A 13,423-nucleotide genomic window follows, 5' to 3' on the forward strand; every position below is an offset into this window, starting at 1 on the left:
TGAATGTGAGATGAATTTGATATGAAAGATTAAAATTAAAGCTGTGGTTGAGCGCTAACTAAATTTTAGGAAAACGAGGGCGCCACCACTCATGCCAGGAAAACCATGCTTTTTCTAAAGTTGAATAGGCAGATTCTGGGGAAGATTTTTGTAGGGGTATTGAAAGGTGTGCCCATAAACACCGTCTGTCTTGAATATTTTCTCTACCAAAAAACCAAGATAAAATATTTTGAGGATTTGTTTGATATTGGTAGCTGTTCTGGTTAAATTGCTCATATGTAAATGTGGTGTTTAACCGTGCATTTATACAGCTACTCAGAAACGCGCGCTCTTTATGTGTTCCTAAAGCGTAATAACCTACTCCTTCACGGTTACGTATAACTAGTGCATTTGGAGAAATTCCGGTTATTTGCTTGAGGTATAACGGAATATTACCGTCGCCTACATAACGCATTTCAATTTCAAGTGGTAGATTATTTTGAGTAAATTGATAAGACTGTTGTGTTATGAGTTCAGTAAATCGTACTTGTGGTTTAGGTAAAGGACGATATGCTGTTAGTTGCCACCCAATTAAAGGAACTCTATTTGGGAATTGAAAAGTGCTTTTTACGTCGTTTCCTTGACTGGAAATTAATAGAGCATTAGCTGAAGTTATTAAAATACAACCAAAAGTTAATGCTAAAAAGGGAGTGCGAAGTTTTTGCCACATTCAGTTTACCTTAAGTCTTCGCGTTGGAACGATTTGATGTACTCGAAGGGAACATAAACCAGCAAAATCGCATTGCTCCCCATGAGAGCGAACAAACCGCTGCCCAAAATAGAAAACTTACAGATAGTAAACTCTGGTTATCGGCAACCCACACTAAAGTTAAGTGAATGGTTATACAGCCGATAGCAATTACTAAAAGCCAAAATTTATGATTTTTGAGTTGAATACTAATCATCTACCTTGAAAAGGGGAAAGCTTATTTTTATAGCTGACATCAGTGCGGCACTCACTATCAAATGCTATGCGTCACCAGCATAAACACCAAGTAATTTTAGGTAGTATGCAATGTATAAAAATTCTATTATTCGTGTTTAAAGAACAATGTAATTTTGCAAACAAGTAAATACTAAGTAATAATTATTACTACTTATTCTGTTTAAAGACAACATATTTGGCTAAACTTCATGTAAATTTTAAATTTATGATTCGGAACACTCCAAATGTGAAAAACACATAAACTTAACATGAAAAATAATTGCCCGAAAACCCTCAGAGTCAACACCCTAGTTTTAGACCCTTTGGATCTGCCGTCCCATGTCCGGGACGTAGCGACTCTCTGCGTCTCCGTGTCTCCTTAATAAAATAATTAATCAACAATAATCATAATCATTACCATATAATATAAATGATTAGCATCAGCACTACCAAAATATTTTTGTAAAATCTTATTCATAAATACATAATATTGTGAAGAAAGAGTAAATTTACGCAAAAAAGTATCAAAGAGTAACTTTTTTCATATACTGTTTTAAGTGATATTACTCAAATGATTTGCATACAGAGAGGAACTGCAATTTATTGTTACAATGAATCTCTAAGTATTAGTCAATCCAACTGCTGGGTAAGTCTACCAAACTACCTTTACCACTAAGCAGGAGTAAATTAAATGACAAGATTTGAAGTAAGAAGCAAATTACTGAAAGCAGGTATTAAAGCTAAAGCTGTAGCAGTGCAACATCTGGGCATTTCAGAAGTCGGTACTACTCATAATCACTCTAGACTAGGTGTTCGTAAGACTACTTTAAGAATAGCAACAGTTGCCCTCTTAAGTTTTGCAACTGGTCAAGCTGCGAGTGCAGCAGTAATCAGAATAGACGAATCAGCTTTTACAGCAGATGCAGGAAGGATAACCTTCAGTGAATTTGCAAACGGTACAATTAATCCTATTTATACTCCATCTAACTACGGTGGGGGCATCAATGCACCGACCGTAAGTTTTGGCGGTGTTTTTCAAGGACAAACTGTAGGTCAACCTCCTATTCCAGCAGGTGCTGCACCGACTGGAGTGGTTAACGGTACACCAAGTGCTTCATTAGCTCTTGACCCTTCTTCACCGCGAACTTTTATTACAGGTGATAGTGCCAACCCAACAAGTCCAGTTCTATCTGGTTCTTAGAAAAAATCTACGATTTTACGTTATTCCAGCCAACGATAAATCAAGGTTTTAACCAAGTTTGATGGAAGAGCGCTAGCGTGTTGATAACGCAAAACACTACCATCAATAGTGAAAGTTGTAGGGCTAGGTAATCATCAACCATTACACAATTTTTTAACAGAACCACCTTGGGGTGTAAAAGAATTAAGGAAGCAACGATTAGAATTAATATTATATGTACTTCAAGGGCACCCAATAGTATTAATAATTGATGAGACAGGGGATAAGAAAAAAGGTGATACGACTGCTGCATGTGAAACGACGTAAATTGGGAATTTAGGTAAAATAGATAATGGTATTGTTGCAGTTACAGCATATAGGGTCTTATCTGGAATGACTTTATTTATGATAGTTTCTCCATCCTCTAACTAAGAGGTTGTTTGAAAAGTCAGATGAGGTATAAATTGTCATTCTGAGTGGAGTCTTACGGAACGAAGAATCTAAGGTTTCAAACTATACACTGAGATGCTTCGTGCCTCAGCATGACATTCACAGACACTTTTCAAACATCCTCTAAGGGTGCGAGCTTAAGAGCTTTTTCCTTAGCACCATAATTTGAGTTGTTGACTATGGTTTTTACTTTCTTACGAAAAGATTTGAAGTTGTCCTCACTTGGGACGCAACAGTTCCTCTTCTCGGAGATGCATCTGTCGAAAAGAGGACGATGCGAGAATATAGAGGATGGAGTCTACATTTGTTATTCAGGTTGTAGCTTTCCCGTAAGACACTTTTATCGGACTAGTTCACTAGTATCATCTCCCCTGTCTTCGCCAGTGTTGTCACCTGCTCCCGATTGCAACTGATTGCGCCTGCTTCCAGCTTTGCTCTGTATGGGTAGGTTTTTTTAAATCTCGGAAATAGTTGAGAAAATTCTCAATTACCGAACGAGGTTTCGTTGTTCCAAGATTTGGGCATCGGCTGAAATGGACAAAAAACGACCAAATCCAAAATACCTACACTTGAAAGTCCCCCGACCCCTCCTCATAAGGCTACCGTGTACACACATCTCCTCAAAGCAGGGGGCTTCGGTAGCACTTTGGCAGGGGAAGTACGGAAAATCAAGGAATTGGAGAGTTGGGGGAACTCGCGACTGTGGCGCCGTTCTTAAAACCAAGCGCCTCCAAAACCTCCTCCCCGCCCAGCATCCCAAACATCCTAAGCACCCGTTGCACACTTTTCAAGACTTGTGTGTACACCGTAGCCTCATAAGGGTAGGTTTTTTTTTCTAAAAAAGGTGAAAAGGCAAGGTGGACAAGGATGGAAGGCAGACAAGGTAGAAAAACGCCTCAAGAGTCTACTTGTCTTCCTGTCACCCGTATATGGGGTTTGGAGCGGAAAAAACCGACCCTTGTCAGCCCGACCCCTCTCCTACAAGGATACTGCTGGCGATTCAGGGGTAACACCCCACACCTTAACGATAAATCAAGCATTTCAGCGATAAGTGGCGCCTCAAACAATGGCTCAAAAACCCTATTAAATCGTTGCCGTGAGGTGTCAGACCTACCATTCGCCAGCAGTATCCTACAAGGAGAGGGAGCAATTGTACTCCCATTCCCTAGTCGGGAATATCTTAAGTTTTTGCATTTGAACGATTCGATGTACCCGAACCAAGCATAAACCAGCAAAATACACCCAAACACAAAACTGCTATGAGCGAGAATATAAGCGAACCATCTCCTTCATGCCAATATTTAAATGCTTCTCTTTGATTACTTGCTACTAAGTTTGCCATTAAAGCAACTCGAAACCCATTTACAATAAATGCTACTAGAGTTGCTACTATTGGAACTAGTATTCTTTTTTTAATATCTAGGGTAAACATTAACAAGAATAAACACGCTATACCTAACATTTGCCCAATTAACTCGATTCCAGAACAACCACCATATACTTCAACAGAACCTGTTTTTAGATGAATATTTTCTCCATTACGAATTACCTCTGTACCCATATACCATAAAATAAATGCAGCAAATTTAGCTGTGAATTGAGAAATATCAAATGGAATTCGAGGAATTACATTTGTAATGGAAAAAACTATTAAAATCAATAATTCTTTTTTATACTGTGCCAATCTTTTAAATCCAGAGGCTAATAAGGCTACACAAAATCCTAAAAGTGGAGGTAAAACAAGTAAAAACATACCAAAGCTAGTTAATGATGCAGCTTTGACAAGTAGCAATATTAAAAGTGAGAAAGCAAATAGACTTGAAAACATCCCACTTTCGAGATGCAAGTCATTGCGTCTATCCCATATAAGTGAAGATACTGCTGCCCAAAATAAGCAGCTTACACTAAATAGGCTTGAATTATCGGCAATCCATACCAGAGTTAGGTAAATGGTTATACAGCCTATCGCAATTCCGGAAAGCCAAAATTTGGGATTTTTGAGTTGAAGGCTAGTCATGTATGTCATCTCAGTACCAGGCGCCGTCTATCTATACATCGACGTATCAAAACGTAATCTAAAACTTGAATATCAACTCAACTGGCAAGCAAGTGAGGGTAGTATGCCTATGTGTACAACAATTTGAACTTATCTAAGAAAAAATATCTAGTATAAGTGGGGTTAATACCTAAGTAATAATATTTACCTTTGACATCTGTCAAAAGCAATACGCTTTGCTTGGCTTTACCTAAATTTTAAATTTAGAGCTATATATATTAGTGACTGAATAGTCAGATATCATGAGCTTTTGGTCACTGTGAGGGTTTTGTACTTGTTACAATTATAAAAAACACGTAAATTTACTACTGTTAATAAAAATAAATAATACCGACTATTGTATCGAATTTGGAGTTTGCCCACTCTTTACATTATCTTTTGATCCCCCTAACCCGCCTTGATAAGGCTATGGTGTACACACAAGTCTTAAAATAGTCCCAAATATTAAGAACCCCACCCCCGAATCGCCAGCAGTATCCTTGTAGGAGAGGGGTCGGTGGAGAGGTTTTCAACCCAAGCGTGAAAAGTCAGAATGGTTTTATGTCAAACGCTCTCTTTTAGGTTCAATATTATCAATAAGCCGTAGCTATTGATCATAAATGTCGGCGCCTCTTGAATGCTTACCTATTAAGGCTTGAGCCAAGCTGGACGAGCTTTTAGGAGACTTGTGTGTACAGGGTAGTACAACCTAGCCGCGCGTAAGGGGTAGAACAATATTCAATACTACTCGGTTAAGCCTAAAAGTAGAATAATATGTAGATTGCTGGGATCAAATAACTATATCCAATAACAAAAAGGGTAGCAAATTTGCTACCCTTTATATACTGAGGCGCTAGGATTCGAACCTAGGGATGTCGGGACCAAAACCCGATGCCTTACCACTTGGCGACGCCTCATTGCATCAACATTAACCAATATAGTAGTGGCTGCCACTAATGTCAAGTAGTTTTGCCCAATTTTTCTAATTACACTTTTCTTACTTTAGTTTTTGACTGATAATCAAGAACGAGCTAAACTGCAACACCTATAAATTTAGTTGGCAAGTTGGCACCTGTTAGAGGTGGTGAGGAGCCAAAATGAATGTTAACAGGTTATGCTGTACTGACCCTTTCTCTATGTCAAAAACTACACTTTTTCTTACTTAGCTATGTTGTCTACCAAATTTGGTATAAATTTTATTAATACTTCAACGTTATTTAACTTTCTTGCAACCAGGCTAAAAGCAAAAAGAATAAAGACACATGATTACACAAATCAGGTGTCTGGTCAAGACTATGTATTTGAAACAATAGATGACCATACCAAAGGTTATATGACGGCACAGGGAAAAGGTGTTACGGTTGGCGATTTTATTACTTTACAGGACGGCGCCGAGGTTTATCATTACCAAGTCGAGCAAATTGAGTACTACTCTAACCCCTCTGATATGTGGACTGGTGTGTTAAAGCGCGTCTAGAGTTGCATTCCAATAAGGAACTAGTATAATTTTTAACTTTTATATATTTATTTTTAATAATTTATTAACGTTATATTTACCGTACTTGTTATACATTTTTCTTGAACTATTACAATTTCTGATAAAAAGCGCTCGTTTGTGGAGCCTGAATGATGAGGTTTATCAAAATTTGAATTTAATATATACAGGACTGCTTGTATATATCCGGATTAAATTGCTAACTTTACACAATCTTTTTGAAGAAAAACAATCACTTTAAAACGGATTACCTGAAAATTCACCAGGTCGCATCAGTGTTTTACCTGATTTTTGCTGCAAGCATTTCAATAATTAGATTATCATTTTAATTTAAAGATGTTGGCAATAGTTGCCAAATTGGCAAGAAAGTGTGACAAAATCGTTACGAAAACTACAAGCAAAAACTCACATGCTTTGTTTTTTGGGGTTTTTATCTGTATCCATGCTATTTACAGCAAACATCTCAGTTGTCGAGTCAAAGATAAGAGCAAGCAATATTGCTCATGCAAAGAATATATTTAGTTGTAAATATAGTCACAAAGTAATTTTGTGAGCATAATTTAAATTACTATTTTTAATGACAGAAAAGTCTTACGAATAGGATGTTATGGATTATTTAAGTCAACAAAATCAAGGAGATTAAGAGAGTAATAAACAAAAAATATCTCGTATATATCCTGACAGTGCATTTACTGAGATGAAGTATGTGATACATAGTATGAAGTAAAAGTACAAAATCACAGGTCAAGTCCAAATAAGTGCAGTAAACAGGTAACTAGATGAATAATAAAGAAATCCTAATTGGGACTGGAAGAATTGAAAGTCAGTATTGGCGAGACCAGTGGAAACACAGAGCTATTCTACTTTCTGGCATGGCGAGATTATTTGGGTACGCTACAAGCAAGGATGTTTCGTTTGAGTCCAACAGTAGGGTAAAGCAAATTAACATAAGCCGACGTAACAAAATGAGGTTATTCATCCTATCATGAGCCAGAAGAGCCAGCGGAATTCTACACAAGATAAAGTTTCAAAGCAGACTCAAGGCGCCGCTCGCAGACCGATTAGAGTGGTGCATCGACCTGAAAGTAGCATGAGGCATCCGCTTCAGTTATTTAAAAACATGGGACGGGATTTATTCGCATCACGAGAACTTGCTTGGCGCCTCATGGTGCGGGATATTAGCGCTCAATACCGTCAGTCATTTTTAGGCTTTTTATGGGCGGTTATACCTGCGGTAGTTCTGGCTGCTACCTTTACCTTTGCCAAAAACGGTGGGGTTGTAAATATCGGTAATACTGATATTCCCTATCCTGCTTACGTTATGTTTAGCATGACATTATGGCAAACCTTTGTCGAATCACTCTTAGGTCCAATTCAAGCGGTAGCAGCAGCCAAGGCAATGGTAGCAAAGATTAGCTTTCCTCGTGAAGCCTTGGTTATTGCCAAATTAGGAGAAGTCTTTTTTAACTTTGGCGTCAAGCTGATTCTAATTATTGGCTTATTTATCTGGTTTCAAATACCAGTAACTTGGAACCTAATTTTAGCCCCAGTTGCCTTAATTCACTTGATAATACTGGGAACTTCTATAGGAATGTTTTTAGCTCCCGCAAGCGCACTTTATCAAGATTTTTCTAAAGGTATTACCTTAGCAACTAGCTTTTGGCTATTTCTTACACCAGTTGTTTACCCAGTTCCAACTGATGGAGTATTTGGCAGCATTGTTAAACTTAATCCCGTTACACCTTTACTAGTAACAACGCGGGAGTTAGCAACAACAGGTGTAATCTCAAATTCGCAAGGATTTTGGATAGCGAGTTTAATTGGAATCTTCGGATTGTTGATAGCTTGGGTTATCTACCGTCTTGCAATGCCTTATGTAGTTGAGAGGATTAGTTCGTAATTATGATGAGTATCAACGAGCAAGAAATTTCAGAAAAGCCACAGAATAATGATAGTGAAGTTGTTCTATCAGTTAATGGGGTTTCCAAAAGGTTTTGTCGAGATTTAAAGAAGTCTTTATTCTATGGCGTTCAGGATATTGCCTCTGAAGTATTAGGATTGCGGGAGAAAGGTGATAAATTGCGACCCAAGGAGTTTTGGGCATTAGATAATGTTAGTTTTCAATTGCGTCGGGGAGAAGCATTAGGTTTAGTCGGAAAAAACGGTAGTGGAAAATCAACGCTGCTGCGGGTTATTGCAGGTTTGATTAAGCCAGATACTGGCTTTGTCGAAGTAAACGGTAGAGTTGCACCGTTAATTGCATTAGGAGCAGGATTTAATCCCATTTTGACAGGACGGGAAAATATTTATGCTAATATGTCAATTTTGGGTTTGTCCAAGAAGGAAATCGATGAACGATTTGATGAAGTTTTAGAGTTTGCAGAAATTGGTGATGCAATAGATTCTCCAGTACAAAGCTATAGCTCTGGAATGGCTGCAAGGTTGGGCTTTGCCAGCGCAATACATACTGAGCCGGATATTTTGTTAATTGATGAAGTGCTGGCGGTGGGAGACATTAGATTTAGACAAAAATGTCATCGTCGATTAGCTAAATTACTTAATAATGGTGTTTCATTTATTTTGGTAACTCATAATTCACAGGAAATATTTTCTTCTTGTAAATCTGCCGTCTACTTATCAAAAGGTAAATTTATTGCTCAGGGAACTCCAAGTTACATTATTAACCAATATGAGAAAGACTTATTTATAGATAAAACTCCCGAACAATTTGGAACTGTATTTTTATCAAATGAGAATAAAAGTAAAACTCATGGTTTAAATATTACACATTTACTTTTTAGGGATAAAACTGGAAATATTATTAAAACGCCAACGACTGGCGAGCAGATTAATTTCTGTATTGGATGTGAAGTTCATGAAAAACTAGAGAAAGTTAACATTTACTTATTGATTTCAGAGCAAGGAGGCGAGGGCGATATAGTTTTGTCTATTGATAGTGCAATAGAGGGCAACATATTTTCTATAAATCCTGGAAATCACGAAATATATTTAAACATGTCACCTATTTGCCTAAAACCAGGTGTGTACATTATGAAAGTTATTATAAAAAAAGATTTACTTTCTACACTAGACTATTTTGAAAAGTTTTTCTTTACTGTAGATAGCAAGAAAGCAATGAATCGCTCATTGTTTTATCAACCGCTAAATTGGAATATTGTAAGTAAATAATAACTTACAATTGCTAAACTAGACTATGCTTATTATTTAGATACAAGAGGAAAAATGAAACCAACAGTATTTATTCATACTAGTTCTCATGAAATTGTCTCAGGAAAAGTTGCAATGTATTCACACATGAGAGCTTCAAAGCATCTTGACAAATTTGATATTCAGCTTATCCAGCTAGAAGACTATCCACATTTAATAAAACGTCATGGTCAAAGCTGTATTAGATTTGGAAAGGAGGCTGCTTGGTACAAAGATGTTCCTCAATCTTTTCTACCATTGCGATTTCTAGTGCCTCAACTAATGGGCTATGAAGGTAGGGCTATCCTTACAGATCCTGATATTTTTGCTGTTAGAGATGCATATGAACTACTAACCCGCGACATGGGAAATAAAGCAATTCTTTGTCGCGAATTTGGAGATAAATACAAAGGTTATAATTCTAGCGTAATGTTACTTGATTGTAGTAAGTTAAAACACTGGAAGTGGGAAGAAAGAATTGATGAAATATTTGCGAGTAAACTCGACATTCAAGATTGGATATCATTACGAACAGAGCCTGAAGAAATAATTGGAACTTTTGAGCAAGAATGGAATGATTATGATTCTTTAACTCAGAAAACTAAATTTTTGCATAATACACGTCAAATAACACAGCCTTGGAAAACGGGTTTGCCTTTTAAAGAAAAAAACATGAGTAACTACAATAAAGGTGATAAAGAGGAAACTCGTTGGGAAAAACTATATGATGTAGTTAAGTATAATAAATATGGAAAACGTCAACTGTTCAAGTCTATTAAAAATATAATTTTGTATGGAGAAGCTAAATTATATCAAAAGCATCCAGACGTAAAACAAGAAAAGTTATTTCTTTCTCTTCTAAAAGAATCTGTAAATAAAGGATTAGTGACTTCTGAACTTTTACAATCAGAAGTTAAACAAGGACATATTCGTCCTGATATATTTAATATATTACAATCAGTAAGTTATTCACCATCAGATGTTTTGCAAACAGTTAGTTAGTTAATTAACTATTTAGTAATATAGCCAATATTTTTATTTATTAGAAGGCTATTTTACATAACTTATAAATCAAACAGGTGCATGAGTGCAAAACAAATTAATATTTGTAGTAATATACCTTTTTTAGCTATTACTTATGTCAATTATTACAATTATCCCTGCCCGTGGTGGTTCCAAAGGTGTCCCCCGTAAAAATGTACGCTTATTAGGAGATAAACCATTAATCGCTCATTCTATTTTGGATGCCAAAGAAGCCAAACTTGTAGATAAAGTATATGTTTCTACTGATGACCCAGAAATTGCTGAAGTTTCTAGTAAATATGGAGCCGAAATAATCAGCCGTCCTGATGAAATTGCAGGCGATACTGCATCTTCAGAAACTGCTTTAATGCATGGAGTGTCTGAAATTGAAAAAAAAGGCATTTTTCCAGAATTAATCATATTTTTACAATGTACTTCTCCAATTAGAAGCGGTGAGGATATTGACCGAGCTATTGAAAAAATTAAAAAAGAAAATGCTGATTCTTTATTATCAGTAACTTTATCTCACAGATTTCTTTGGGAAGAAGTTGATGGAAAAGCAAAGTCAATTAACTATGACTATTGCCATCGTCCCCGTCGTCAAGATATGAAAGCACAATATGTAGAAAATGGTTCTATTTATATATTTAAGCCTTGGATACTAAAAGAACTAGGAAATCGTTTAGGTGGAAAAATTTCTTTGTTTCCAATGATAGAAACAGCAAGTTTGGAGATTGACTCAGTTTTTGATTTTGAAGTAGCAGAATTTATCGTAAATAAAGAGGTTGTATCCAATGCTGATTGATAGAAACATCGCTAAATACATTGTTTTTGCTGAAGATAGTATTCTTAACGCTCTTCAAAAGATTAGTGACAACAAATGTCGAATTATTTTCTCTGTTACCGAGTCTGGAGTTCTCGAAGGAGTAATGACTGATGGCGACTTTCGCCGTTGGTTAACCAATCAAAACACTATCGATTTAAATCAATCAGTTTGTAAAATTTCAAATAAAAAGTTGAAATCTGCTTCTGTTGAAGACGAGCCGGAAAAGATACAGTCTTATTTTTCATCTGAAATTGAATTTATTCCTCTGCTTGATAAAAATCATCATTTAGTTGCGATCGCGAGAAAGCGACCTGATGTTTTTCAGATTGGTAAATTTAAGATTGATGAGGAATCACCTAGTTTTATTATTGCAGAAATTGGTAATAACCATAACGGCAGTCTGGAATTAGCAAAGAAATTAATTGACTTAGCAGTAGAAACGGGAGTAGATTGTGTTAAATTTCAGTTGCGGAGCATGAAAGCTCTCTACCGGAATGCTGGTAATGCTAATGATGCTAGTGAAGATTTAGGTTCCCAATACACTTTGGATTTACTTTCTCGCTTCCAACTTAGTTCAGAGCAAATGCTGTCTGTTTTTGATTACTGCAAACAACGGGATATTTTACCGCTGTGTACACCTTGGGATTTGGAAAGCCTAGCACTTCTAGAAGAGTACGGAATGCAAGCCTATAAGGTAGCTTCTGCGGATTTAACAAATCATGAACTTTTGACTGCGCTAGCTAAGACTGGGAAGCCATTAATTTGTTCAACTGGGATGTCTACAGAAACAGAGATATCTGAAGCTGTAAGTCTGTTAAAACGTTTGGGAGCTATGTATATGTTGCTCCACTGTAATTCTACCTATCCCGCGCCTTTTAAAGATGTAAATCTTAACTATTTAGAACGTCTTAAAGAAATTGGTGACTGTCCTGTTGGCTATTCCGGACATGAAAGGGATATTAACGTAGCTATTGCAGCAGTTGCCAAAGGTGCAAAGGTAATTGAAAAGCATTTTACTATTGATAAGTCAATGGAAGGTAACGACCATAAAGTAAGTTTGCTTCCAGAAGAATTTCAGGCAATGGTGAGGGGTATTCGCCAAGTCGAAGAAGCTTTGGGAACTGCAAGCGAGCGCAAACTGAGCCAGGGAGAACTCATGAACCGGGAAACTCTAGCGAAAAGTTTGACAATCAACTGCGACTTAGAGGCAGGACAAGTAATTACGGCCGAGATGATTGAAGTCAAAAGTCCCGGCAAAGGTTTGCAACCCAACCGCAAAGCTGACTTGATTGGCTTGAAAGCAAAAAGAACGTTTAAGACGGGTGACTTTTTCTTTCTCAGCGACTTAGAACAAGAACAGGTTCAAGCCCGTAATTATCAATTTAAGCATCCTTGGGGTGTCCCCGTTCGCTACCATGACTTCAAAATTATTCTGACGAAAACTAATCCCGACTTGTTTGAATTTCACCTCAGCTACAAAGACTTAGAAGAAGATATTTACCAATACTTTGAACAACCATACGACTTGGACTTAGTAGTTCATAGTCCAGAATTATTCGCGGGCGACCATGTATTGGATTTATCCTCTCAAGATGAAGAATATCGCCAGCACTCTATTCGAGAACTGCAACGAGTTATTAACATCACTCGTGCCTTAAAGCCCTTTTTTACAAAAACTACTCGTCCTTGCATCGTCACCAACGTTGGTGGCTTTACATTAGACGCACCATTACACCCATCACAACGTAATAAGTTATACGAACTGCTGTTTGATAGCCTATCAGCACTTGATGTAGAGGGTGTAGAAATTATCCCTCAAACTATGCCTCCCTTCCCTTGGCATTTTGGCGGACAACGTTATCATAACTTGTTTGTAGATCCCCAAGATACCACTGAATTTTGTCATAAACACGGTTATCGAATTTGTTTAGATATTTCCCATTCCAAACTTGCTTGTAACCATCATAAATTGTCTTTCAAACAGTTTATTGAGCAAGTTGGACCGTTAACCGCCCATTTACACATTGCTGATTCTAAAGGTGTAGATGGTGAAGGTTTACAAATTGGCGAAGGTGATATTGATTTTCCAGCTTTAGCAGAATATTTACAGAAAACTGCGCCCAATGCTTCATTTATTCCTGAAATTTGGCAAGGACATAAGAATGAAGGAGAAGGTTTTTGGATAGCTCTTGAAAAATTGGAAAAATTGTTTAATGCTGTTTAAATTTTTGGAGGAATAAGTA

12 protein-coding genes, 1 tRNA gene and 1 pseudogene are annotated in these 13,423 nt (G+C 37.0%); 10 read left to right on the forward strand and 4 right to left on the reverse strand.

Annotated elements, in window-relative coordinates; genetic code table 11:
• Window positions 1-58: 58 nt before the first annotated feature.
• Window positions 59-709, reverse strand: a complete 651-nt coding sequence (locus DSM106972_RS39105) for a cyanoexosortase A system-associated protein (protein ID WP_127085750.1) — start codon at window positions 707-709, stop codon at window positions 59-61.
• 10 nt (window positions 710-719) lie between these two features.
• Window positions 720-944 carry a hypothetical protein gene (locus DSM106972_RS54205; RefSeq protein WP_127085751.1) on the reverse strand — a complete coding sequence of 75 codons (225 nt, stop codon included), beginning with the start codon at window positions 942-944 and terminating at the stop codon, window positions 720-722.
• Between the two features lie 711 nt (window positions 945-1,655).
• Here DSM106972_RS54205 and DSM106972_RS39115 point away from each other — a divergent pair.
• From DSM106972_RS39115 to DSM106972_RS54210, 3 genes and pseudogenes are all read left to right on the forward strand, one after another.
• The gene (locus tag DSM106972_RS39115; protein WP_127085752.1) at window positions 1,656-2,165 is read left to right on the forward strand and encodes a hypothetical protein; all 510 of its coding nucleotides are present in this window, start codon (window positions 1,656-1,658) and stop codon (window positions 2,163-2,165) included.
• A gap of 87 nt (window positions 2,166-2,252) precedes the next feature.
• Window positions 2,253-2,564: pseudogene (locus DSM106972_RS39120) on the forward strand (transposase); the annotation flags it as partial.
• Between the two features lie 897 nt (window positions 2,565-3,461).
• A complete protein-coding gene (locus DSM106972_RS54210) occupies window positions 3,462-3,821 on the forward strand; it encodes a hypothetical protein (protein ID WP_127085754.1) in 360 nt (119 codons plus the stop codon).
• On the opposite strand, the gene crtA is transcribed toward DSM106972_RS54210, so the two are convergent.
• Window positions 3,775-4,611 (reverse strand): cyanoexosortase A, encoded by an 837-nt coding sequence (crtA, locus tag DSM106972_RS39135; RefSeq protein ID WP_233787190.1) that lies wholly within the window; start codon window positions 4,609-4,611, stop codon window positions 3,775-3,777. The two genes, DSM106972_RS54210 and crtA, sit on opposite strands and share 47 nt — an antisense overlap.
• On the opposite strand from crtA, the gene DSM106972_RS55145 reads away from it, so the two are divergent.
• The gene (locus DSM106972_RS55145; RefSeq protein WP_267901211.1) at window positions 4,610-4,738 is read left to right on the forward strand and encodes a hypothetical protein; all 129 of its coding nucleotides are present in this window, start codon (window positions 4,610-4,612) and stop codon (window positions 4,736-4,738) included. The two genes, crtA and DSM106972_RS55145, sit on opposite strands and share 2 nt — an antisense overlap.
• A 736-nt stretch (window positions 4,739-5,474) precedes the next feature.
• Here DSM106972_RS55145 and DSM106972_RS39140 read toward each other — a convergent pair.
• Window positions 5,475-5,546, reverse strand: a tRNA-Gln gene (locus DSM106972_RS39140).
• A gap of 251 nt (window positions 5,547-5,797) precedes the next feature.
• Between DSM106972_RS39140 and DSM106972_RS39145 the strand changes: the two genes are divergently transcribed.
• The 6 genes from DSM106972_RS39145 to DSM106972_RS39175 all read left to right on the forward strand — a co-directional run bounded on the left by DSM106972_RS39145 (window position 5,798) and on the right by DSM106972_RS39175 (window position 13,404).
• Window positions 5,798-6,106: a hypothetical protein gene (locus DSM106972_RS39145; RefSeq protein WP_127085756.1), complete on the forward strand. Its 309-nt coding sequence runs from the start codon at window positions 5,798-5,800 to the stop codon at window positions 6,104-6,106.
• 1,138 nt (window positions 6,107-7,244) lie between these two features.
• Window positions 7,245-8,024: an ABC transporter permease gene (locus DSM106972_RS39155; protein ID WP_233787211.1), complete on the forward strand. Its 780-nt coding sequence runs from the start codon at window positions 7,245-7,247 to the stop codon at window positions 8,022-8,024.
• A 2-nt stretch (window positions 8,025-8,026) separates the two neighbouring features.
• A complete protein-coding gene (locus DSM106972_RS39160; protein WP_127085758.1) occupies window positions 8,027-9,313 on the forward strand; it encodes an ABC transporter ATP-binding protein in 1,287 nt (428 codons plus the stop codon).
• A gap of 54 nt (window positions 9,314-9,367) precedes the next feature.
• Window positions 9,368-10,333 (forward strand): hypothetical protein, encoded by a 966-nt coding sequence (locus DSM106972_RS39165; protein ID WP_127085759.1) that lies wholly within the window; start codon window positions 9,368-9,370, stop codon window positions 10,331-10,333.
• Between the two features lie 136 nt (window positions 10,334-10,469).
• Window positions 10,470-11,159, forward strand: a complete 690-nt coding sequence (locus tag DSM106972_RS39170; RefSeq protein WP_127085760.1) for an acylneuraminate cytidylyltransferase family protein — start codon at window positions 10,470-10,472, stop codon at window positions 11,157-11,159.
• Window positions 11,149-13,404, forward strand: a complete 2,256-nt coding sequence (locus DSM106972_RS39175) for an N-acetylneuraminate synthase family protein (protein ID WP_127085761.1) — start codon at window positions 11,149-11,151, stop codon at window positions 13,402-13,404. The genes DSM106972_RS39170 and DSM106972_RS39175 overlap by 11 nt, the downstream gene beginning before the upstream one ends.
• Window positions 13,405-13,423 lie beyond the last annotated feature (19 nt).

The sequence above is a fragment of the Dulcicalothrix desertica PCC 7102 genome (assembly GCF_003991905.1).
GTDB classification, from domain to species: domain Bacteria; phylum Cyanobacteriota; class Cyanobacteriia; order Cyanobacteriales; family Nostocaceae; genus Dulcicalothrix; species Dulcicalothrix desertica.